Here is a 22529-nt window from a genome sequence, read left to right as displayed (position 1 = left end):
CTGAAATATATATTCATACAAGTTAATGTTAAAGTGAATAATTTTTAATATACTTGATTTATCGAGCTAAAATACTCAATGAATTTAACAACTGTGTATCTAAGGTTTCACTTGAGGGCACTGGTAGTCCGTTCGCAATGCGATAATTTTTTATTGACTGCCTTGTGGAAGGCCCCATTATGCCGTCAATATTCCCGTTGTAATAACCTTTGTCCAGCAAAGCGAATTGAACCCGCATGATTAAGCGCTTACGCTTCTCTGTACCAGAAGTCAGCTCATTACTTGCACGGTTAGCTTCTGTAGTTCCAACAGAATTCGTAGTAGTAGAGTTGTTATTGTCGTTAGAACGAAGCGAACGCACAGAGGAAGAGGACGATGAGGAACTTGTTCCTGAACTTGAAGACCCAGATGAACTTGGTGAGCTGTATGTTTTTGGATAATAGGGAGTGCTGCCACCATAGTACCCGCCACCTGATGATGAACGGTGAGAACTATGGCTCCGATGGGAGCTATGACTGCGATGCCCTGCAATGTAGAATGGAACTTCGGTGTTAAGTGGGGCTATCACTAAATCATGTTCATTAAGAGTCATACCAGGCAAATCACTTGCTCCGGTAGATGAATCACTTGCCCATACAGAATTATTGAGTGCCAAAAACCCCGGAAGTAGAGCAGCAAAATTAAATTTTTTCATAAAATTGGTCTCGGTGGTTGATGAAAACGGCCCGTTGAAGAACTGAAATAACCAGCACAGGAAGACTTCTGAGTGCATTCATCACATTCTTTAGGATAGTAATTTTTCCAATCAGAGATCGACTGAGCAGCAAGCTCCCAGGCTCTTTCAGGAAGATGACACAAAGGATAATTAAAAATTGTTAGAGGTATACCTGACCTGTGTGCAGCGTCTATAGCGGAGGTTATTTTCTCACTATAGCTGCTGTGTTCAATGAAGATTGTTGACCAGTTTTTTCGCGCCCAACCGATAGATTCCAACCCCATAAGGGAAATCTGATTGATGTTGGAGAAAACACGGCCAACGAACTCTACGATGTCATCCAATTCCGTATAGTTAGCCAGTGTCGGAATAACTCTAAGTTCGATATTAATCCCTGAGTTCCCTGCATTGATTAACCCCTTAACCGTTTCATTAAATGCGCCATCACTTCCTACCAAATGATCATGCACAAGTGGTCTTGATGAGTAGAGCGGTATACCAAAGGTGATTTTTATTTTTTTACTTCGCTTTGCCATTTCATGAGTAAAGTTGGTATCAGCAAATTTGCGTCCGTTTGTTAAAACATGCAAAGCAGTACCTGGTGAATTCTCGATGATAAAATCAATGAAGTTAAGGAAATCATCTCCATACAGCAAAGGTTCACCACCGCTGACCCCAACTACTCCATTCAACCCAAATGAAGCGATAGCAAGGGCTGATTGGGTAAGTAGCCAGTCATCATTTGATTTCTTTGGTGGCTGCGAACAAAAGAGACACAAGTTATTGCAGCGTTCCGTTACTAAGACAGTATTATGATTGGCTCTGCGGGACAGAATAACGCGGATCATATTGCCATTGTTAATTACCCCAATATCTCCATCTTCAATTGACTCAAATAATTCAGTGCTAATAACAGAGTAATCAAAGCATGGTAGAATGGCATCATTATTGCTTTCAGCAACTACCAGCAAATTGGGCAAAAAGAATAAAGGGTTCACTGGTTTTTGTTTGCATAACCGATAGAACCCTGTGGGCACATTCTTTTTTGAAGCAAAATGAAAGATATCGTTCCTGATAACCTCAGACATATGCCCATCCTTTTAGCATCTCAGCCTTCGGACCACCTTCTGAGATGGAGTTCATCAGATACCTGAACATTCCCTTGTGATACTGACAAAACGTTGAACGACTCCTATCACCGACAGGCTCACCTTGTACACTTATGTTCTGGCATGGGTCTGCACCGCAAAATGGTTGATACGCGCATGTATCACAACCTGGCAGAGCAAAATTGAACGATGAACTCAATACTGCGTTATAGTAAGGACTCTTGGAAAATGATAGCGTCTTAACCTCACCCGCACTGAACTCCGTTTCAGGGTTCACCTTCTGCAACATGCGGCTCTCATCGCTGCCATATACTCGACCGTCATAATTGAAAAGAATACTGTTAAGCACGACCCCACTTGGCGACTTCAAATCCGCATAACCACTAAAACCGGGATTGAAGATCCTTTTCAGATGAATGGAGGCCGAATGTTCCACAACCCTTATCCCTTCAATGTTGATCTTAAGGATTTCATCTATCAACGAGGCATAGAAACTTAAGTATTCGTCCATAGAAAAGGTGAACGATGCTTTTTGTGCAAACCCATAGGGACTAACAGGTCGGATAAACATGTCCTTGAGGCCAAGAGACAAGTGAGCCTGGACAATCGATTCAGGATGCCTGATAAGATCTTTAGTAACTGTAGTAACCGTTGCAACGCGACCAGCGCCTAAAGACCGTTTGATAGCCTCTACTCCTGATACTGTTCTACTATAAGCAAGCCCATGACCAAGAATTCGATTACTGTTGTGAACAACTTCCTCTCCATCGAGCGAAATAGAGAACGTTATGTTCCTGTTTCTCGACCATTCAAGCATATCCTCATTCAAGACAGACAGGCTTGATACTATCACCATCTCAAAATCGGTGCTTCCCAACGTTTCAGTACAATGCTCATAGATAGACTGAATTAAATCGAACCGCAAGAGTGGCTCTCCACCCTGTATCTCTATCTTGTAAGGTGGTGTCGATATTTTTTTGATAGTCGAAATGATATCAGGGATGAGATCGGGATCTAGATCATAACCAGAGGCGTTCACTGAAGCTCTACTGACCTGACAATACTTGCAGGTATGGTCGCAGCGCAATGTGGGCACAATCATGAAAATTGGCCTGATCGCCAGTTCATTCATCAATCGTTTTGCAAAAGCAGAACTTAAAGCATAGGGAGCAATAGCTGATGAGCTTTCGTTGGTTATGAACAGCTTGCTTTCTAGTGCATTTGATTGCTCCGCACTGATTTGCTCATCAGAAAGATCAAGCAGCTCTTGCTCATTAATGAAGTGATGAAAGCCAGCGAGGTTGCTTATAAAAACCCGTCCATTAGGCAATCTGTCAAAATTGAATGGCATCAATTCCATTACGAAAGCCTTTCATCGACACTGCGAAGCACTTTATGGACAATAGAATCTCTCAACGCCCCCGTTTTATGCTGTAGTTTTTCTCGCAAAGCATAATCATTCAGCAGCCTCTCGAATTCATAGAGGCATTCGGGACCATCGTTTTCAAAAGAGATTGTCCAGGAGGATATATCTTCACAAAGTTTCCACTGAGTAAGAGAAGTCATCCAGTACAGGCTATTGCGTATAACCCATTCAGAATAAACATCTTTTTTTAACGTCCTTTCGCACATTGCCATTGCCTCACAAAACTAATAATCACAATCAGCAACCGCTTTAAAGCGGATTTTTCCTATAGAAATGAGGATACACCATTTAATTAATATGTTACAGGATGTTAGCATCTGAATGCCGATTCTGAAAAATGATGTTGCTTATCCCTATGTAAATAATGATATTTTCCGATTATTATCAGCAGCTCGAACAGGTGAAAATTTAGGAGGCTAACATGCCATTATAAGTATGGGCTTCAAGATCTTTTTGTCGGCCATGGGATGAGAGCTATTGCCTCAACAGTGCTTAAAGAGAAAGGATTTCCTCCTGATGTGATTGAAGCTGCGTTAGCACATATCGATACTTACGAAGTCAGGAGAGCCTACAATCGTGCTCAATACCTTGAACTGCGTAGAGAAATGATGCTCTGGTGGGGTGAGTATGTAGAAGCAGCATCCTTTGGAAACTCATCAATAAGTGTTATTGGCAAGTAAACCTCAACAGAAGGATATACCGATTAAAATCTTTAGCTGCTCTCATAATTGAACTTTCTCACATTTATGAGCAAGATAGTGAACATTTTGCATTTCAATCGCACTAAAAATGATTAGTATGTCTATGTAAGAATTCTGATTTATAGCTATGTTCAGTAAAATTTTCATAGGATAAAAAATGTCTAACATAGAGGAAACACTGCCAGAAAGTGCGATCAGTTCTTGGGGGGGGTTTGTTTACCAAGGGAAAGTAGCTCTTTATCACTGCCTGAAACTATTAACGGCAAAATCATTTCAACAGAGAATAATTGATAATTTTGAGTTGCAATTAGATAGCACAGATGACTTTGCTATTTATTGTGATGGCAAGGTGATATCAACTCATCAAGTGAAAGCAAAGCTATCGCAATATCGTTCTGAATATGTCAAAGCTATTTATAAAGCAGCATGTATAGCTACTGACTGTGATGAAAATACAATCAGATATTTTCATGTAGCTAAAGAACTTGATAATTTTGAAAATTATACAAGTAATGATGGGAAAATAGTGGAGTTTTACAGTTATGGCGATATTAAATACTGTTTACTATCAAAAATAAATGAATTGATTGATGAGCAAATTGAATTGTTTTTAGATACCAACAAGTTGATTAAAACAAAAAATTTAATTATTGAAAAATCCACTTTACTCTCAGAGCTAATAACTAATAAAGTAATTGTAATTCATAATTTAGTTCACAATGGACAAAAACAAGACTACGCAGCATATCATAATAGAATCTCAAGTAGCATTTTTTGGGAATTACTAATATCCCCCCCACTTAATCGGACAGACGAAATATATCAAGCATTATTAACCAAAGAAAAAATAACAAATATTATTGAAACTGAGTTCTATAATGACTTGGACGCTTTTAGCGTGAAGCAAATTGAATCGATATCAAACGTTTTCAGATTTATTTATAGCTTGAATTATAACTCTGCCATACAATTGCATACCTCTTTACAGCCTCACAGACAAAACAATGTTATAAATGAAGATGATGTCCGGGATTATCTTGATGTAGTATCAGCAATATCCCACATACCAAAACTAATGGGCTTGCCTCATTATTCTAAAAAAATAGATAAATATCTCCCAACAGCGTTGACAATTAGAGATGGAAGAAGACGAAACACTTCATTCCAAGAAGAGTTGAAAAATCACATAAGGGATAATGCTACACTTGCATCGTTGCTTTATGAATATAATAATATAATAGCCTATAAAGTATCAGATGATACGATAATTTCAGCAACCTCAGAAAAAATCACAAAAATTAACGACTCTAAAGAGAACAATAACCATATTGTTAGGGAATTTGATTTAAGGGTTATCTCTACTGATAAAGCAGAGGCGGAACTAAATGCTAAATAATTTTATAAAACAAGCTATTGAAGATCACCAGTTTATAGAAGTTGAAAGTACGCTAGAAAATATTTCTTTTTTTAAAAAGGAGAAAGATGCATTACGTCGATATATAATAACCTACAGAACTGATAAACTTGAAGATGCGAGTTTCATTAATGAGTTAATTATTAACAACACCCCAACTGAACTTTTAGAAGCTCCAGCTTTTGCAAAAAACACTGATCTTATAATAGTTTTTCAACTCGACAAGCTTTCAAATTACAAGCAATATGAAAAAAGTATATTTGATATAGAAGAAAATGCTTATCATTTCAAAAAGTATGTATTGTATTATTCAAATGAAGAGAATCAATTAATTTCCGGGAAGAACTTTAATAATCTTAGAGCAGTTCTCTCAGATCATGAAGAATTCTCCACATATAAAGCAGATCCATCCCGACCCAGCCTGTATAACATGGCAGCTAGAATTTTCATTAAACTACCTTTTTTAGAAATGCCTGATATAGAAAAGGATATTGTTCCAATTGATCTCCAAATCAACACGCTGGTAGATTCATTAAATTTATCTGAGATATATACTAAGATCAGCACAGCAAATAAACAAAGTGATGTAAATTTAGAAATGCTAATTGAGGAATTAATAAATGAAGAACTGGAAGCTATCAAAGCTGAGAATAAATAACTTCAAAGCGTTTGATAAAGTCGAATTCGATTTTGAGAGTTCTTCTTTGTTGACACTTGAAGGCCCTAATGGATATGGCAAAACAAGCGTATATGATGCTTTAGAATTATTGTTTACAGGAAAAATAAAAAGAATTGTACAACTATGTGAAACAATAATGCCAGGAGGCATTAAAAATTATAGTGATAATCTTTTCTGGAACAAAACAAATGGAGAGGATGATATCGAAATCAGTGTCGAGATGTCGAATGATAATAATGAGAAACTTTACTTTTCACGAAGAGCATATGCAAAAGATTTAAAAATAATACAGAATAATAAAGCAGATAATTTTAGCATATTTAAACTCTATAAATTAGGTTTGTTAGACTCTTACGAAAACAGCACCTTAATTACACAAAATGAACTTGATGAAATATTAGGCGAAAAATTCACTGATAACTACAACTTTCTTAACTATCTTGAACAAGGACAGAGTTCATTTATTTTTGCTAACAGTATTAGGCAGCGAAAAAATGCTATCAGTGGTTTGATGAACGTTAGTGAACTAACTGAAATCATAAATTTATGTGGACGAGTTCAAAGTACATTGACGAGGAAATCAACCGGTCTGAATTTCATTCAAAAGAGGGATTCAATTACATCTCAAATTCAAGCGATAGGTGTACCAGGAACAAATGATAATAATCCTGTGCAGTATGAAAAAATATCAACTCATCTGACTACGCCGTCATGGGATGTTGAGAACCCTTCAATTTTTTCTGATATTGAAACAACAGAAAAAAATGAGAATAAAATTTCATTACTAAAAAAACTAATTACTAACAAAGAACAGCTTCGCGTAATTATTGATAATGCCAGAATAGAAAATTTCATAAGCAAAAATGAAAAGCTATTAACCGAGGTAATAAAAGTAGGACATCATATTGAAGCCTACCCGGAACTGGCTCAAAAGAATAAGATTAACAATGGGATGAATTTATCTTTAAGCATTTTGCGTAAGAAGGAAGATTCGATAAGTCAGGATGATACTGATAAAATCAAAGATAATACAAATATAAATATTATCGATTTTAAAAGACACTTACAACTTAGAGATAATTACAAAAAAGAAATAGGTGAGAAAAATGCTATTCTTGTAGAGATTAGCCAAGCAAGAAAGAAATTAATAGAAGAACATCAAAAGAAAACATCTCTATCAGAAAAACATTGTCTACTTTGTGGGCATGACTGGATCACAAAAGATCTGCTATTAGACGCAATCGATATTAAAAGTAAATATTTAGAAAGTTTATTAGATAATGTAGGGAAACAGCTACAAGCCGAACTCGATGAAATAAAGCAATCTAAGGATGCTGAGATTCAGCGTTTGGTAGAAGCACAAACACAGCTTAAATTTGACAATAAATTATTTGATAGTTTACAAAAGTCAGAAAGCATATTCGAAAAAATAAAAAAAATAAATGAAAGACTTTCTCAAATCGGAATATCTTACCCGCAGACCTTTACAGATTTACCAGAAGAAATAGAATCAAGGAAACAATCATTAGTATCGTTGATACGTCAACAAAAGAAAAATGAGCTGATTTCACTTCCTGAAGGATGGGAATCAGTCTTGAATGAATCATTCGCTACACCAGATGATGTTTTCAACATAGACTTAGAACAGATCAATCGAAAAGATAAATATTTCTTATACAAAAAGAATGAAGCGAATAATCTTAGACTTAAAGCTTTAAAAAAAGAGCTTAACGATTTGTTAGATATGGATAAAGCCTTAACAAATGCTAAACAGAAAATTACCACATTAAAGGAACAACTCACTATACTAAACAAAGATTATTCTAAAAAAACCATCGCTGATATAGAGTTAACGTTCCATATTTATAGCGGTAGACTTATCCAAAACTATCAACGTGGCTTAGGACTATTTATAGATGAAGGGAATGGAGATAGACTGAGGTTCTGCACAGCAGAAAAATCAGAACATGACGCAACCATGTCAATGAGTTCTGGACAGCTATCGGCATTGAGCTTGGCCTTTTTCCTATCACTTAATAAAGTGTATGCGAAGTCCCCCCTTGTTCTGATAGATGATCCAGCTCAATCTCTTGACGAGATAAATATAGCTTCTTTAAGCGACTTGCTACGCTGTGAGTTAAGTAATAGGCAGTTGATACTCTCATCACATGAAGATAATATTTCTTCATATCTCAGGTTTAGATTCATGCGTGCAGGTTTGACGCAAAAACCCTTCAACATGCAATCACATACCGGTAAATAGAAATTCATAGCTAGGGTATTGAAATACCTTAGCTATATTAAATTATATAACGCCTTTCCTTTTTGAAAATCACCCCAAGTAAATATATTGAATACTTATATCTGTAATACTACCATAGTCCTCGTTGTATTCTTTATTTTCCTTTGGTACGTATATGAATGTCGTTTCAATTTGCATAGAGTGATTCATGCTTAAAGAAAAATCATTGCCATAATCATTCAAAGAATGACGTTTCTCATGATTCAACAGGGATTTGTAATAAGTATCATCATTTTTGTCAAACGTAAGTTCAACTTCAACTTGACTATAATCTAAACGACATCTGCACAATATACCGAAATCACTCAACTCAGTTTGTATTATCTCAAGTTTAACTTTAGAAAATCTGCCTATATAAACAGCCTTAGCCTTAAAATATAAATCTACCTGACCTTTACTGTCAGTAACATTTATATTGTCCGCATTTTTAAAAAATGAATCTTCAAGAAAAGTTCCCAAGTCCATTTCAAACATACCAATTTCAATATAGTTTTTGATATCTACATATGACGTAGGATACCTCTCTTTCTCTACAGAATAGTGGCTCATAAGATTAGATACTGAATGAAAATATTTAATATCTGCTTTTACACCCAGAGAACTAATATCAGCCTTCAGATCATCATGCAAGACTCCCACCCCTATTTTTTTATTAGATATTTGCTCTGGGGAAGAAAAATCATGAGAGTTGTTAGAGACAAAAGCCACTTCCTCATTTTCAACTTTATTTTCAACAAGATAATTCAAGAAAGAAAGCCAAATTAAACTATCCTTATAGCCTGAACCATCGTTTTTGAAAGGCTTCTCAATATTAAACGCTTTTTTACAAATCAATTGATGCGATACTTCATCAGATTTAATAATTATTACTTTATTTTTATCAATATATTTATATATCTGCTTTAAAAAATCATATCTAATCGGATTCCGATCATCTGCATCAGTAAAACCTTCAAAATGTTCAACTTTCGTTTCATCGCCCATAGGGAAAAACCTGTTATACTCATTCAATGCAGAGGTTAGCTTTTTTTTAGCTGCATCGTAACCATCCCGAAAGTGTTTTTCCACTTCTTTTAATACTATATCCGAAATGAGTAATACATGACTCTCATTATTTATATAACTTAACATTAAACGCAAGTCAGCAGATTTGATATAATATGAATTATGAAAGATATTCGTATCAATTAAAATTTTCAAAACTTTCTCCTAAAAACTTCCTTGTATTTAAAGATAATACTAGTATTAGATGTTGACAAATGCTTTTTAAAGTGCTAAGGTAAAATTGTATAGTAAGAAAGTGGGTTTAAGGATTTCCTTGCAATCCACGATCGTTGTCGGTTTGTTCTGGCAACACCCCCTACTTAGATGTAGGCAGCGGCCACCACGAGGTGGTCGTTTTTTTATCAAGGATATTTTATGAGATTTTGCTTCATTGATGAGGCTGGTGATTCTCAGCCAATAAACTCTCCAACGCAAAACATCCAACCTCTTCTTGTTATAAGTGGCTTATTCATAGATGGCAGTAAAATTCCATTACTAACAAAAGAATTTATTCAGTATCCATACCCGATATTAAGAAAACCATCTCTAAACCTTATAGCAAAAGCTCTGCCAGAAAAAAGGTAAAGAATTACGTTAAATATAGTAATTTTTTAGATTGAAACTTTACAAAACCTCGTTTTTTTTGAAACTCAGTCAGTGAACTTATAAGGTCTCTAAATTTATTTCCTTAACATTATTAAAAGTTAAAAGATCGATGTAGCAACATTCCTCTTAAGCAACATGCTTTCTTGAATTCTCGATAGTTGATTGAATCCACTCTTCCACTTCACTTTCAATGAAAGCAACTGCACGAGATCCAATTTTTACTGGTGATGGGAAACATCCTTTGCTGATTAGGTGATAGATCCAGGCTTTACCATAACCGGTTCGATTGAGAACCTCTGGTAAACGAATAAGGCGGGTATTGTGCTGATTCATAGTCGCTTCCTCTTGTGTCGTTTTGATGGAAATGACTATACGAATGAATCAGCAAGAAAGAGACAGAAGCTGAGAACGCCAGAGCTAATAGAGGTTAGCCTTAGTCAGAATCTGAGATTTTCATCACCTCTGAAACTCTGATCTTTTTCAAATGGCTGTTCTTGTTGATGAACAGATGAAACTGGCGAATAAAAGGTATACTCGCCGCCTTCAAAGCAAGTGGTTTGTCCGTATCCCTGATTTGGTGGTTCAGGCGAGTGTTGATCTCATCATCGTCATCTGTATACAACAGGCGGGAAAGGCGGTCTTCTGATATACGTACTTTATGCAATTTTGACCATACCAGGATGTCAATCATAGGAATGAGTCTGTAATTGATGATTTTCTTGATGGTGCCATAGCCAAACCTGATCGAATCAGATGTATCGGCTTCGATGCCCCGTACTTTACGCCATTGAGGTAGCGCAGCTTTGAGTGATTCAGCGATCTCTTCATCTGTCCCGTTTGCAAGATCGATTTCGACCATGACAGTATCCCTGAACAACTTGGGGAGAGCTTCTGAAACAGGGCTATCGAGGAGTTCACGGTTAACCGAGTACTCATCCCCTCCCTCCCAGAAGAAAAGTGAATTTCGCAGCCCCACAATACTGAGTTGCGCCAGTCTTTCAGTTGTTGTCAGATAGAAGTGAGGTGGCTGGTAAAGGGTATCTTCTCTTGTGAGGTATCCAAGATGTTGTTCTGTAATAAGAAACGGTTTTCCGATGAAAATCCGCTCAATGTAAAGTCTGACCGCTTCTGCTTCAAATTCTTCATGATATGGTTTGAAGAACAATGTCCTTGCCAGCAATTCATGGTAGAGGTGTATAAGCGGAAGCTCTTCGAATCCTCGATATGTATCTATATCCAGCCACTTCTTCACCTCTCTCGTATGCTCAACTGACCAGTTTTTCATAACAATCTCCAACAGGCGGAAGACTTAATGTATGTAGCTAACGTAATCGACATGTTAAAGGAAGACCAATGAAATGAGTTCAGATGACATCAGGAAGTTGAACCAAGAGGTTTGATATTTTTTGATACAGTTTGCCAACGGGCTATTTTCAGGGGTTCATGCCGTTACGATTTAAGGTTCCTTTATAGAACCAAAGATAAAGTCAGAAACAACAGTTATCTAGAAAATTCAATCAAATAGATATCTAGTTACAGGGACGCCAGCCCAAAATTCTCCATCGGTGATTACCAGAGTCATCCGTTGAAGTCCTAAAAGCCCGCTTTTGCGGGCTTTTTTGTTTTTGTGTTGAAGCATCATCATGCTCTAGCTTGCTGAGCATGCACGACTCGTTTTCTCTTGGGTTTATCCGGCCAGTCAATATCAGGCGCAAAGTTGACGTCAACGCATAGCAACAGGGTCCAGTACTGCTTCCACAGCACCATCTCTTTAACTTCTCCATGAGTAGCCATGTTCAGCTTAATTGCGCTTTGCAGTGGAGCGATGGCTGATTTCGCTTCTTCGATAAGCAGTCGTTTAAACTGGATTGCTACCTCAACATCTTCAGAATGTTGTTCGGCTTTATCAGTCAACCACTCACTGCCATTCCACTTATCGTAACGAGCAACCGGGGCGATTCGTGAGTGGGTTTAGTGTTTCCCACTTAAAAGCGCCAACCGAACTTACGTAAAGTTCACTCTCCGGTCTGGTATCTTGTTGCCTTAAGCGATACATCGAGAAATAACGCTTAACAATTGGTGTTTATTTCAGCTCTTTAAGTGTTGCAAATCCGATCATATAACTGCGCAATGTTGCCTTTTCTCAGGTGATCTTCATCACGTTTCATCTTGTAATCGCCGTTAGAAATTGACACAAATCAAAGATGCATTTTGTTTATACCTTCATATCTGGACGCTCACTCGCTCATATGTAAATGTAATTGATAGTAATTATTATTATCATATCAATAATCATTTATAGGTTAACGATGCTACACTCCATTACTCGAGGGGCCTGTGTACTCTCTGCCCTGCCGCTCTTTATTGCAGGTGCTGCTTCAGCCGCCACGGCTAACAAAGCGCAGAATAATGCCAACAAAGAAGAGACGCTTATCGTCACCGCGAATCGTTCGGAGAGCAGCCTTTGGGAGAGCCCGGCGACCATCCAGGTTATCGACAGCCAGATGCTAAAAAACTCCACCAACAGTTCTATTGCTGATGATTTACAAGACATTCCCGGCGTTGAGATTACCGATAACGCCCTTGCTGGCCGCAAACAGATTCGTATTCGTGGCGAAGCCTCTTCACGCGTATTAATTTTAATCGACGGACAGGAAGTGACTTACCAGCGCGCTGGACAAAACTATGGCGGTGGCCTGTTGATTGATGAGTCGTCTCTTGAACGTATTGAAGTGGTGAAAGGCCCCTATTCGGTGCTGTACGGCTCTCAGGCTATCGGCGGCGTAGTGAATTTCATCACCAAAAAAGGCGGCGATAAGCCACTCGCGGGCACGGTAAAAGCCGTTTACAACTCGGCCAGCATGGGCTGGGAAGAGTCAGCTGCGGCATGGGGCAGCATCGGCCAGTTAGATTACCGGATTAACGGCAGCTACTCCGATCAGGGCGATCGCGATACGCCGGACGGCCGCCTGCCCAATACCCACAACCGTAATAACGGTCAGGGTCTCTGGTTAGGCTACAACCTCGACAAGCATCACTTTGGCCTGTCGCTCGACAGATACCGCCTAGCAACGCAGACTTACTTTGAAGATCCGGACGGCGAGTACGATGCCTTTAGCGTCAAGATCCCCAAGCTGGAGCGTGAAAAGATCGGCCTGTTCTACGACATGGATGTGGACGGCGACTATCTGAAGAAGATCCACCTCGATGCCTACGAGCAAACTATCGATCGCACGTTTGAAAACGAGGTTGCGACCACTCAGGTTGTTCCTGTGCCCCTTGCCAAAGCACTCACTATTCGCAATCAGACGTCCACCAAAGACAAGCAGTACACCCAAGGCGTGACGTTACAGAGCAACTTTGCGTTACCGGCAAACAATGATCTGGTGGTCGGTGCACAGTATCAGCGCGATCGGGTATCCCAGACCTCGAATGGCTACACGGACCAAAAGGCAATCACCGGCAATGCGATGTTTGCCAAAGAAACGCGCACCACCTCGTATAACGAGTCCGAACAAAGCAATACCTCACTTTTCGCCCAGAACGACTGGCATTTTGCCGACAACTGGACCTGGACGTTGGGTGCGCGCCAATACTGGTTATCGTCAAAACTTACCCGAGGCGATGCACAATCAACCGTCAACGGCGTGACCAGCGACACCTCTTTGGCCGAGCAGTCCGCCCACGATAATGAATTCGTCACTGCCACCAGCCTGCGCTATTCCGGCTTCGACAATATCGAGCTGCGCGCGGCCTTTGCGCAAGGCTACGTCTTCCCAACCCTCAGCCAGCTGTTTATGCAGACCACCGCAGGCGGCGGCGTCACTTACGGCAATCCCGATCTGAAAGCCGAGCACTCTAATAACTACGAGCTAGGTGCACGCTACAACGGCAATCTGTGGATGGTTGACGGTGCCGTCTATTATTCAGAAGCGAAAGATTATATCGCCAGCGTCTCCTGTTCAGGCCAGGCTCTGTGCAACGGCAATATCGCCACTTCGCGCGGCAGCTATTACTACTACGACAACATCGACCGAGCTAAAACCTGGGGTATGGAGCTCAGCGCGGAATACAACGGTTGGGCGGTATCCCCGTACGTTAGCGGCAACCTGATTCGCCGTCAGTACGAAGGGCCGACACTGAAAACCACCAACACCGGCGAGCCGACCGTCAACGGCCGGGTCGGGCTAAAACACACGCTGATGCTGAACGTCGCTAACGTCACTTCTGATATCTACATTCGCGCAGCCTCCAGCGCTAAAGACGATACCGGCACCAAGGAAACCCGCACGCCGGGCTGGGCGACACTGAACCTGGCGGTCAACACGGAATTTGGTGCCAACGACCAGTATCAGGTCAATGTGGCGCTCAATAACCTGACCGATAAACGCTATCGCACGGCGCATGAATCCATTCCGGCGGCAGGCATTAACGCAGCCGTTGGCTTTGCCTGGAACTTCTGATGATGAAAAAAATAGCCATAGGACTCCTGGCGCTGATCTGCACGTTCAGCACACAGGCGGCAGAACGCATCGTGGTAGCCGGTGGTTCCCTCACCGAACTGATTTATGCCATCGGCGCGGGAAAGCGCGTCGTCGGCGTCGATGAAACCACCTCATACCCACCGGAAACCCAAGCGCTACCGCATATCGGCTACTGGAAACAGCTCAGCAGCGAAGGCATTTTATCGCTGCGTCCGGACAGCTTTATCACCTGGCAGGACGCGGGCCCGCAGTTGGTATTCGATCAGCTCCGCGCGCAGAAGGTGAACGTCATCACTCTACCGCGCGTTCCGGCGACCGTTGAGCAGATGTACGCCAACATTCATACGTTGGCCAAAAACCTCAACGCCGGGATGCAAGGCGATGCGTTGGTTAATACGCTGCGCCAGCGTCTGGACGCTGTTGCCCAGAGCAGCGCCAGTAAACCCGCCCCAATCAAAGCGATGTTTATCTTAAGCGCCGGCGGCAGCGCGCCGCAGGTAGCAGGAAAAGGCAGCGTGGCGGATGCCATTATGACGTTGGCTGGCGCGCAGAACGTCGCCCAACACCCGCAGTACCGTAGTTACAGCGCGGAAGCGTTAATTGCCGCTAACCCTGAAGTGATTGTCGTCACTTCACAAATGGTCGACGGTGATATCAACCGTCTCAGCACGGTCGCCGGGCTCACTCGCACCGCCGCATGGAAAAACCAGCGCATCGTCATCCTCGATCAGGCCCTGATTCTGGGCATGGGGCCACGCGTCGCCGATGCCGTTGAAACGCTGCACCGCCAGTTCTGGCCAAACTAAAGGATATTGATAGACCCGTGATGCACACTACGACAAACGAACTGGATTTAACCCCGCACTTTGCGCTGGAGGGCGGACAGCCCTTCAAAGATCGCCGAGCCACTATGCCCTGGCGTGGCGCAATCCCTGTTGCCAAAGAGCAGCTAGCGCAAACCTGGCAACAGGTGCTCAGCCAGGCGACTCCGCCGCGCAAGCGACTGTTGTATCTGCACATTCCATTTTGCGCCACCCATTGCACTTTCTGTGGCTTCTACCAGAACCGTTATCAGGAGGAGAGCTGCACACGCTATACCGACGCGCTGCTGCGTGAAATTGAAATGGAAGCCGATAGCGTTCTGCATCAGTCGGCGCCTATTCACGCGGTGTATTTCGGCGGCGGTACGCCGTCGGCACTCTCCGCCCACGATCTGGCGCGCATTATTACCGCACTGCGCGAACGCCTGCCGCTGGCGCCAGACTGTGAAATCACTATTGAGGGCCGGGTACTGAACTTCGACGACGCGCGTATTGACGCCTGTCTCGATGCGGGTGCCAACCGCTTCTCCATCGGCATTCAGTCGTTTAACAGCAAAATCCGCAAGAAGATGGCGCGCACCTCCGATGGCCCAACCGCCATTGCCTTTATGGAGGGATTAGTCCGTCGCGACAGAGCTGCCGTGGTGTGCGATTTACTGTTCGGCCTGCCGGGCCAGGACGCCAAACTGTGGGGCGAGGATCTGGCGATCGCTCGCGATATCGGGCTGGACGGCGTGGATCTTTACGCGCTTAACCTGCTGCCCAATACGCCGCTCGGCAAAGCGGTAGAAAACGGCCGCACCACGGTCCCTCAGCCCGCTGAGCGCCGCGATTTCTATCTGCAAGGCTGTGATTTTATGGATAAGGCAGGTTGGCGCTGTATCAGCAACAGCCATTGGGCGCGCACCACCCGCGAGCGCAACCTCTACAATTTACTGATTAAACAAGGTGCAGACTGCCTGGCGTTAGGCTCCGGCGCAGGCGGCTCGGTCAACGGCTACTCGTGGATGGTGGAACGCAATCTTGATAACTGGCATCAATCAATCGCTGCTGGACAAAAACCATTGATGATGATGATGCGTACCGCCGAACGCGGTTTCCAGTGGCGCCATACCTTACAGGCTGGCGTCGAAACCGCCCGTGTGCCACTGGATACGCTGACCCCGCACGCGGCAAAACTCGCCCCACTGCTGACGCAGTGGCATAAGGCCGGGTTAACGCTGGATGACTCAACCTGTCTGCGACTGACCAACGAAGGCCGCTTCTGGGCCAGCAACATTTTACAGTCTCTTGATGAACTGATTCAGGAGCTTAACGCACCGCGGATTGCGGTAGAAACCCCATAACAGGAGTTAATGATGAGCAACGTCTCTTTGCAGGATTTCATGAAAACCGAACCGGACGGCACCCTGGAAGCCATTGCGAGCCAATACAACACCACGCTGCTAGAGGTGGTAAAAAGCCTGCCATCACACACGCTGGTGAGCGGTGACAAGTTTGATACCGTCTGGGATACCGTCTGCGAATGGGGAAAAGTGACCACGCTTGTGCACTCTGCCGACGTGATTCTGGAATTTACTGGCGAACTGCCGTCCGGTTTCCACCGTCATGGTTACTTTAACCTGCGCGGTAAAAAGGGCATGACTGGGCACATTAAAGCTGAAAACTGCACCCACATCGCGCTGGTCGAACGCAAATTCATGGCGATGGATACCGCCTCACTTCTGTTCTTCAACGCAGCGGGCAATGCGATGTTTAAAATCTTCCTGGGTCGCGATGACCACCGCCAGCTGCTGGCTGAACAGGTTGATGCCTTCCGTACGCTGGCTGCCGTACTCAAAGGGGATGCCTGATGAACCCATGGCTGATTTTTGGCGCGGGAGGCAAAGGTGTGGGCGCGTTGACCGTTGAGCTAGCGCTGGCTGAAAAGCGCCCAGTGGTGGCGGTGGTGCGTCATCAGGAAGCCGCTGCGCGCCTGCAAGCCAAAGGCGTCAACGTGTTTATCGGTGATGCCTGTGACGCCGATTGTGTTGCGCAGGCCTGTCAGGCCGCGGGGACAGAGGCGACGGTCATCTCATCGATGGGCGGTGCGCACGATTATCTGGCACATCGCACGGTAATTGATGAAGCCGAAAAAGCCGGCCTCAAACGCATGATTCTCGTCACCTCACTAGGTTGTGGCGATAGCTGGCCGTTCCTTTCGGCACGGGCAAAAGCGGCATTTGGCCAAGCGGTAAGAGAGAAATCACTGGCGGAAAGTTGGCTGCAAACCAGCACGCTGGATTACGCCATTTTGCGTCCTGGCGGCTTGCTGAACGGTGAGGCCACCGGCAAAGCACTGCGTAGCCAACAGCAGGAAGTGCATGGCTTTGTGCAGCGCGCCGACGTCGCGGCACATATTCAGGCATTGGCCAGCGCTCCGGCGCTCAATCAACAGGTCTACAGCCTGGTCGAGCCTGAGCTAAAACCGGCCTAATCCCCACGCGGCGCTGGCTCACAGCGCCGCAACGATGTGTTATGGAGACTTGCGTGTTTAAGGATTCCCTCTCTTCCTTTAGCGTTTTCATCGGCCTGCTGTTCATTCTGGCGACCCTTGTGCTGGTCGGAGCCAGTCAGGGCGCGCTGAAAATTACCTTCGCCTCCCTGCAGGATGAACAATTCCGCGATATCTGGCTCAATATTCGCCTGCCGCGCGTGCTGTTAGCGGTGCTGGTGGGGGGCGCGCTGGCAACGGCGGGCGTGATTATGCAGGGGTTATTTCGCAACCCTATGGCCGACCCCGGCCTGCTCGGGGTCAGCAGCGGTTCCGCATTAATGGTAGGCGTTGCCATCATCTTTCCGATTTCACTTCCCGCCGTCTTTTTACTCTATGAGCAGATGATTTTCGCCGTTGCCGGAAGCCTGGTGGTGTGCGCGGTCATTTTCCTGATAAGCCTGCGCCATACCCACGGCGGCATGATGCAGCTTTTACTGGCCGGTATTGCCATCAACGCCCTGTGCGGCGCGGCGATTGGCGTATTGAGCTATGTCGGTGATGAACAGCAGCTGCGTCAGCTGACGCTGTGGATGATGGGAAGCCTGGGACAGGCGCAGTGGCCGACGCTGCTGGTCGCCGCCTCATTTGCGGTTCCCGCGATAATGGCGACCGGTTGGCTGGCGAATACGCTGAATCTGTTGCAGCTTGGCGACGAAGAAGCTCACTACCTCGGCGTTAACGTCAAACGTAAGCGTCAGCAACTGCTGTTGATAAGCTCACTGCTGGTCGGCGCGGCGGTTTCTGTCAGCGGCGTCATTGGCTTTATTGGGCTGGTGATCCCACACCTGATCCGCATGACTATCGGTGCCGATCACCGTTGGCTTATCCCCTGCTCCACGCTCGCCGGTGCCTGCTTATTACTGGTGGCCGATACGCTGGCTAGGACGCTGGTACAGCCTGCGGAAATGCCCGTCGGCCTGTTAACCAGCCTGATTGGCGGCCCTTACTTTTTATGGCTGATCCTACGTACCCGGAGAGCGCTATGATTGACGCCCAAAATCTGACTTTTAGTATCAACGGGCGCTGTCTGACCAATAACGTCTCCCTGACGCTGCCCGGCGGTGAAATTGTGGCGATCCTCGGGCCAAACGGTGCAGGAAAATCGACGCTGCTGCGCCAGTTGACCGGCTATCTCCAGCCGGATAGCGGCCATTGCTCACTGTTCGGACGGCCTTTACGCGATTGGCCAACGGCGGAGCTGGCAAAAACCCGCGCGGTAATGCGCCAGAATTGCCATATGGCCTTCCCGTTCAGCGTCATGGAAGTGGTGCGGATGGGCCGCCACCCGCATCGGACCCGTAATCCGCGTGATGAAACCGAACACATTATGGCGCTGTGCGGCTGTAATGAACTGGCCTCCCGCGACTATCGCCATCTCTCCGGCGGAGAACAACAGCGGGTGCAGCTGGCACGTTTGCTGGTTCAGCTCTGGGAACCAGAACCCTCTCCGAAATGGCTGTTTTTGGATGAGCCTACCTCGGCGCTGGATATCCACCACCAGCAGCATCTGTTCCGTCTGCTGCGCCAACTGGTGCACAAACGGCAGTTTAACGTCTGCTGCGTACTGCACGACTTGAATCTGGCTGCGCGCTACGCCGATCGCATCATTCTGCTGGAAAAAGGCCAAATTGTGGATAACGGTACGCCGCAGGAAGTGCTCACCGAGACCGCATTAAGGAATCTCTATCAGGCCGAAATTAGCGTCGCGCACGCGCCTGATAATGCACCGTTAATTATGTTGGATCGCTAGTTTCCGTGGGGTCGGATTACGCCCCATTTGGAACACAATGATTCAATTACAGTTTATTCCTAAAGCCTCATCCATTTGTCTATGCCATCCTTGCTAACGCTCACTAACTGATGAGGAAGTATTATGAAAAAAACAACAATTGCACTGTCTGTTCTTCTGCTGGCTTCTCCTGTTTTCGCTGCGACCACACACGCCACTGACGAAACAGTTGCCGCTGCGCAAGAAAATGCGAATACGGCAAAAGAGAAACTGCATCAGGCACAACACCAGGGCGAAGAGCTGAAGCTGAAGTCTAAGCACGCTGCGGAAGGGAAAAGTGACAGCGTAGGCAGCCAGGTTAGCGAAGGCGCACAAAAAACCTGGAACAAAACCAAAGAAGGGACTGAGAAAGGGTGGAATGCCACCAAAGAAGGGACGCAGAAAGGCTGGGATAAGACCAAAGAAGGCACCCAGAAAGGTTGGGACAAAACCAAAGAGACCTCCCAAAAAGGGTGGGATGCCACGAAAAAAGGCGCTCAGGAAGGCTGGGATAAAACCAAAGAAGGTGCCAGCTCGCTTGAGAAGAAAATTAGCGAGTAATCCCCTGTTCTTAATAACAAAAAGCCGGATGGAAACATCCGGCTTTTTTTATGTTTTCTTTCTGGCCAACTACGCCAGCGCATTTTCCTACCCCTTCGTTGTATATTGACATACATAACGAATACTCCCATCATATTCATCACACAAATAATAATAGCTGTTCCCCTCATGCGTAGATGGTAACCCAGTTACCACCAGTCTTTCTGCTAACAAATTGAATTTGAATATGTTTAACAATAAAAAACTACCGTTCGCCACGGGGTTGCTGGCTTTCTCGTGCCTGGCAATCAGCAAACCAGGCTACGCCGACGATACGATGGTCGTCTCCGCAAGCCCAGCCGCCGACAGCACCTCGCAAGAAACCCCGGCTGCGGAAAAACAGGCCACGCTGGGTAGCCTTGGCAAACGAGCATTGATTGATGTTCCCTGGTCAGTACAAACCCTGTCAGCCCCGTTTATCAGCCAGCAGCAGCTCAAAAGTGTGAAAGATGTTTATCGCTATATGCCTTCCGTTCAAGGTGATGGCGTTCGTCCGCAGACCCGTGGTATGCAGGGCAGCGTGGTGCAAAACCACATGATTGATGGCCTGAATACCGTCTCCACCACCGAATACGCTGCCGAGCAATTCCAGAGTGTGGAAGTGCTCAGTGGGCTGGCGGGTTCACTGTACGGGCCAGCAAATCCAGCCGGGATGTTTAACCTTGTCTCCAAACGCCCAACCGATACCCCGCTGCACCGCGTCACCGTCGGAGCCAGCACCGGTAACGGCACGCTAACCTCGATGGATTTTAGCGGCCCGATTGATGACGGCGACCGCGTAAAATATCGCCTTAATCTACTTAATGATGAAGGCCACGGCTACACCAGCGGCAGCCATAAACGCCGTCAGCTGGCGAGTCTGGGGCTGGATTTCCAGCTCACCGATAAAACGGTTCTGGAAACCAATTTCAGCTATTACCACTATTACGAAAAAGGGATGCCGGGATCCTTTGCGCTAGCGAAAGGGGTTCATTTCCCTTCTCCGCTGGATGCGAGCAAAGCTAAATATGGCCAGAGCTACGCCGGTAACGATGATGAAACCAGCACCGCCAGCCTGCATATCAAGCATGATTTTGACGGTAACTGGCTGTTAGACGTTGGCGTGCTGCGCCAGATTGCTGACCGAGAATCCACCACCGTCACCAACACGCTGACCGATAATCGCGGAAACTACACCACCACGACATCGGACTCCGCCGCCAGCCGCTTCACCATCAACAGCTATATGGCCAACCTGACCGGCAGCTTCGATACCGGCTGGTTAAGTCACGATATCAGCACCGGGGTGCGCGGTTTTGTGTGGAAAAACTATAACCCGGTCGCCGGCGGTACCTTTACGCTGGGCAAATCCTCTCTCGACGAGAATCCGGTTTATCCGCGTCCACCGTATCCTGATTTTGATTCACGCTATCAATCGGCAACGACAACACAGCACGCCTTCCTGCTGAGCGATACGCTGCACTTTAGCCCACAGTGGAGTCTGCTGCTTTCCGGTAGCGAAAACCTGTTTACGGTCAGCAACTACAATAAAACCGGCAAACAGACCAGCGATAAGAAAGACAACGGCGCCAGCGGCTCTGCCAGCCTGATGTACAAACCGGTCGATAACGTAACGCTGTACACCACCTGGGCCGACAGCATGCAGCAGGGCGATACCGCCCCGGCAGGTGCCAGCAACTCCGGTGAAGTTCTTTCCCCGTACCGTAGCCACCAGATTGAATTCGGCGCGAAATATGCCCCTATCAACGATCTGATGCTCTCCGCCGCCGTATTCCAGGCCAAACGTCCGTTTGCTTACACCAACGATGACGGCATTTTTGCCGAAGATGGTACGCAGAAAAACCGGGGGCTGGAGCTAATGGCTGACGGTCACGTCACCCGCAACTTACGTCTGTTTGGCGGTGCCACCTGGCTTGATCCGCGCCTGCACGACACCGCTAGCGAAACGGCGGACGGTAAACAAGTGGTCGGCCTGCCACGCTTCACGGCGAGCATGCTGGCGGTTTATAGCATTGAACAGCTGCCGGGCGTCGATGTGGATACCAATGTGCGCTACATTGGCCGCCGTGCGACGGATAATGCTAACGACAGCTGGGTGGGCAGTTACACCACCGTCGATGTGGGCAGCAGCTATGCCACTCGCATGTTCAACACGCCTGTTACCTTCCGTCTCGATGTCACCAACCTGACCAATCGCCGCTACTGGACTAACGTGGTGCCGGGCGCACTTACCGGCTATACCGGTGCGGGTAACGCCAGCGCTCAACTCGGTGCGCCGCGTCAGGCTCAACTGTCGATGCAAATTGATTTTTAAGGAATCTGAT

The 22529-nt window shown here is 45.4% G+C and carries 20 protein-coding genes and 1 pseudogene; 13 read left to right on the top strand and 8 right to left on the bottom strand.

What is annotated here, in order from left to right; translation table 11 throughout:
* Nucleotides 1–58: 58 nt before the first annotated feature.
* The 4 genes from hxsA to hxsD are packed head-to-tail and all read right to left on the bottom strand — an operon-like array spanning nucleotide 59 to nucleotide 3456.
* Nucleotides 59–694 carry a His-Xaa-Ser repeat protein HxsA gene (gene hxsA / locus KP80_RS22565; protein WP_072129136.1) on the bottom strand — a complete coding sequence of 212 codons (636 nt, stop codon included), beginning with the start codon at nucleotides 692–694 and terminating at the stop codon, nucleotides 59–61.
* On the bottom strand, nucleotides 691–1803 hold the full coding sequence (gene hxsC, locus KP80_RS15330; RefSeq protein WP_047959275.1) for a His-Xaa-Ser system radical SAM maturase HxsC: 1113 nt from the start codon (nucleotides 1801–1803) through the stop codon (nucleotides 691–693). The genes hxsA and hxsC overlap by 4 nt, the downstream gene beginning before the upstream one ends.
* Complete coding sequence (gene hxsB / locus KP80_RS15325; RefSeq protein ID WP_052284517.1) at nucleotides 1796–3184, bottom strand: His-Xaa-Ser system radical SAM maturase HxsB; 1389 nt, start codon at nucleotides 3182–3184, stop codon at nucleotides 1796–1798. Before hxsB ends, hxsC begins: the two co-directional genes overlap by 8 nt.
* Nucleotides 3184–3456 carry a His-Xaa-Ser system protein HxsD gene (hxsD, locus tag KP80_RS15320; RefSeq protein ID WP_000333417.1) on the bottom strand — a complete coding sequence of 91 codons (273 nt, stop codon included), beginning with the start codon at nucleotides 3454–3456 and terminating at the stop codon, nucleotides 3184–3186. Before hxsD ends, hxsB begins: the two co-directional genes overlap by 1 nt.
* A 225-nt stretch (nucleotides 3457–3681) precedes the next feature.
* On the opposite strand from hxsD, the pseudogene KP80_RS22560 reads away from it, so the two are divergent.
* The 4 genes and pseudogenes from KP80_RS22560 to KP80_RS15305 all read left to right on the top strand — a co-directional run.
* Nucleotides 3682–3930: pseudogene (locus KP80_RS22560) on the top strand (integrase); the annotation flags it as partial.
* Nucleotides 3931–4108: 178 nt separating this feature from the next.
* Complete coding sequence (locus tag KP80_RS15315; RefSeq protein ID WP_052284516.1) at nucleotides 4109–5347, top strand: ABC-three component system protein; 1239 nt, start codon at nucleotides 4109–4111, stop codon at nucleotides 5345–5347.
* Nucleotides 5337–6023 carry an ABC-three component system middle component 1 gene (locus tag KP80_RS15310; protein ID WP_000933776.1) on the top strand — a complete coding sequence of 229 codons (687 nt, stop codon included), beginning with the start codon at nucleotides 5337–5339 and terminating at the stop codon, nucleotides 6021–6023. Before KP80_RS15315 ends, KP80_RS15310 begins: the two co-directional genes overlap by 11 nt.
* Nucleotides 5986–8307 (top strand): AAA family ATPase, encoded by a 2322-nt coding sequence (locus KP80_RS15305; RefSeq protein ID WP_052284515.1) that lies wholly within the window; start codon nucleotides 5986–5988, stop codon nucleotides 8305–8307. Before KP80_RS15310 ends, KP80_RS15305 begins: the two co-directional genes overlap by 38 nt.
* A gap of 69 nt (nucleotides 8308–8376) precedes the next feature.
* On the opposite strand, the gene KP80_RS15300 is transcribed toward KP80_RS15305, so the two are convergent.
* The 4 genes from KP80_RS15300 to KP80_RS15290 form a co-directional block, all read right to left on the bottom strand.
* Nucleotides 8377–9546, bottom strand: a complete 1170-nt coding sequence (locus tag KP80_RS15300; protein ID WP_023329943.1) for a PIN domain-containing protein — start codon at nucleotides 9544–9546, stop codon at nucleotides 8377–8379.
* Between the two features lie 576 nt (nucleotides 9547–10122).
* On the bottom strand, nucleotides 10123–10329 hold the full coding sequence (locus tag KP80_RS22555) for a helix-turn-helix transcriptional regulator (protein WP_001071602.1): 207 nt from the start codon (nucleotides 10327–10329) through the stop codon (nucleotides 10123–10125).
* 100 nt (nucleotides 10330–10429) lie between these two features.
* A complete protein-coding gene (locus KP80_RS15295) occupies nucleotides 10430–11281 on the bottom strand; it encodes a DUF6387 family protein (RefSeq protein WP_052284514.1) in 852 nt (283 codons plus the stop codon).
* Nucleotides 11282–11637: 356 nt separating this feature from the next.
* On the bottom strand, nucleotides 11638–11955 hold the full coding sequence (locus KP80_RS15290; RefSeq protein WP_082221752.1) for a tail fiber assembly protein: 318 nt from the start codon (nucleotides 11953–11955) through the stop codon (nucleotides 11638–11640).
* Between the two features lie 350 nt (nucleotides 11956–12305).
* Here KP80_RS15290 and KP80_RS15285 point away from each other — a divergent pair, with 350 nt between their 5' ends.
* The 9 genes from KP80_RS15285 (at nucleotide 12306) to KP80_RS15245 (ending at nucleotide 22519) form a co-directional block, all read left to right on the top strand.
* Nucleotides 12306–14459: a TonB-dependent receptor plug domain-containing protein gene (locus KP80_RS15285; protein WP_052284512.1), complete on the top strand. Its 2154-nt coding sequence runs from the start codon at nucleotides 12306–12308 to the stop codon at nucleotides 14457–14459.
* 2 nt (nucleotides 14460–14461) lie between these two features.
* Nucleotides 14462–15286 carry a heme/hemin ABC transporter substrate-binding protein gene (locus tag KP80_RS15280; RefSeq protein ID WP_052284545.1) on the top strand — a complete coding sequence of 275 codons (825 nt, stop codon included), beginning with the start codon at nucleotides 14462–14464 and terminating at the stop codon, nucleotides 15284–15286.
* 20 nt (nucleotides 15287–15306) lie between these two features.
* Nucleotides 15307–16647, top strand: coding sequence for a heme anaerobic degradation radical SAM methyltransferase ChuW/HutW (gene hutW, locus KP80_RS15275; RefSeq protein ID WP_052284511.1), 1341 nt, complete (start codon nucleotides 15307–15309; stop codon nucleotides 16645–16647).
* A 12-nt stretch (nucleotides 16648–16659) separates the two neighbouring features.
* Nucleotides 16660–17154 carry a heme utilization cystosolic carrier protein HutX gene (gene hutX / locus KP80_RS15270; RefSeq protein WP_052284510.1) on the top strand — a complete coding sequence of 165 codons (495 nt, stop codon included), beginning with the start codon at nucleotides 16660–16662 and terminating at the stop codon, nucleotides 17152–17154.
* Nucleotides 17154–17777 carry an anaerobilin reductase gene (gene chuY / locus KP80_RS15265; protein ID WP_052284509.1) on the top strand — a complete coding sequence of 208 codons (624 nt, stop codon included), beginning with the start codon at nucleotides 17154–17156 and terminating at the stop codon, nucleotides 17775–17777. The genes hutX and chuY overlap by 1 nt, the downstream gene beginning before the upstream one ends.
* A 53-nt stretch (nucleotides 17778–17830) precedes the next feature.
* Nucleotides 17831–18823, top strand: a complete 993-nt coding sequence (locus KP80_RS15260) for a FecCD family ABC transporter permease (RefSeq protein WP_052284508.1) — start codon at nucleotides 17831–17833, stop codon at nucleotides 18821–18823.
* Entirely contained in the window at nucleotides 18820–19587 is a 768-nt protein-coding gene (locus tag KP80_RS15255; RefSeq protein WP_052284507.1) for a heme ABC transporter ATP-binding protein, read from the top strand. Before KP80_RS15260 ends, KP80_RS15255 begins: the two co-directional genes overlap by 4 nt.
* 123 nt (nucleotides 19588–19710) lie before the next feature.
* A complete protein-coding gene (locus tag KP80_RS15250) occupies nucleotides 19711–20166 on the top strand; it encodes a hypothetical protein (protein WP_052284506.1) in 456 nt (151 codons plus the stop codon).
* Between the two features lie 226 nt (nucleotides 20167–20392).
* Nucleotides 20393–22519 (top strand): TonB-dependent receptor, encoded by a 2127-nt coding sequence (locus KP80_RS15245; protein ID WP_052284505.1) that lies wholly within the window; start codon nucleotides 20393–20395, stop codon nucleotides 22517–22519.
* Nucleotides 22520–22529: the final 10 nt, after the last annotated feature.

Origin of the sequence: Kluyvera genomosp. 1, assembly GCF_001266615.1 — a bacterium.
GTDB lineage: Bacteria > Pseudomonadota > Gammaproteobacteria > Enterobacterales > Enterobacteriaceae > Kluyvera > Kluyvera cryocrescens_A.
Note: the sequence above shows the minus strand (reverse complement) of the source record. Positions and strands in the feature narration are given on the sequence as shown.

Bases quoted from the DNA above. Each gene is read 5' to 3' on its own strand.
- hxsA (WP_072129136.1), bottom strand. From the start codon at position 694: ATGAAAAAATTTAATTTTGCTGCTCTACTTCCGGGGTTTTTGGCACTC.
- KP80_RS15280 (WP_052284545.1), top strand. From the start codon at position 14,462: ATGAAAAAAATAGCCATAGGACTCCTGGCGCTGATCTGCACGTTCAGC.
- hxsD (WP_000333417.1), bottom strand. From the start codon at position 3,456: ATGTGCGAAAGGACGTTAAAAAAAGATGTTTATTCTGAATGGGTTATA.
- KP80_RS22555 (WP_001071602.1), bottom strand. From the start codon at position 10,329: ATGAATCAGCACAATACCCGCCTTATTCGTTTACCAGAGGTTCTCAAT.
- KP80_RS15285 (WP_052284512.1), top strand. From the start codon at position 12,306: ATGCTACACTCCATTACTCGAGGGGCCTGTGTACTCTCTGCCCTGCCG.
- hutW (WP_052284511.1), top strand. From the start codon at position 15,307: ATGCACACTACGACAAACGAACTGGATTTAACCCCGCACTTTGCGCTG.
- KP80_RS15250 (WP_052284506.1), top strand. From the start codon at position 19,711: ATGAAAAAAACAACAATTGCACTGTCTGTTCTTCTGCTGGCTTCTCCT.
- KP80_RS15315 (WP_052284516.1), top strand. From the start codon at position 4,109: ATGTCTAACATAGAGGAAACACTGCCAGAAAGTGCGATCAGTTCTTGG.
- KP80_RS15310 (WP_000933776.1), top strand. From the start codon at position 5,337: ATGCTAAATAATTTTATAAAACAAGCTATTGAAGATCACCAGTTTATA.
- chuY (WP_052284509.1), top strand. From the start codon at position 17,154: ATGAACCCATGGCTGATTTTTGGCGCGGGAGGCAAAGGTGTGGGCGCG.
- hxsC (WP_047959275.1), bottom strand. From the start codon at position 1,803: ATGTCTGAGGTTATCAGGAACGATATCTTTCATTTTGCTTCAAAAAAG.
- hutX (WP_052284510.1), top strand. From the start codon at position 16,660: ATGAGCAACGTCTCTTTGCAGGATTTCATGAAAACCGAACCGGACGGC.
- KP80_RS15305 (WP_052284515.1), top strand. From the start codon at position 5,986: ATGAAGAACTGGAAGCTATCAAAGCTGAGAATAAATAACTTCAAAGCG.
- KP80_RS15245 (WP_052284505.1), top strand. From the start codon at position 20,393: ATGTTTAACAATAAAAAACTACCGTTCGCCACGGGGTTGCTGGCTTTC.
- KP80_RS15295 (WP_052284514.1), bottom strand. From the start codon at position 11,281: ATGAAAAACTGGTCAGTTGAGCATACGAGAGAGGTGAAGAAGTGGCTG.
- KP80_RS15255 (WP_052284507.1), top strand. From the start codon at position 18,820: ATGATTGACGCCCAAAATCTGACTTTTAGTATCAACGGGCGCTGTCTG.
- hxsB (WP_052284517.1), bottom strand. From the start codon at position 3,184: ATGGAATTGATGCCATTCAATTTTGACAGATTGCCTAATGGACGGGTT.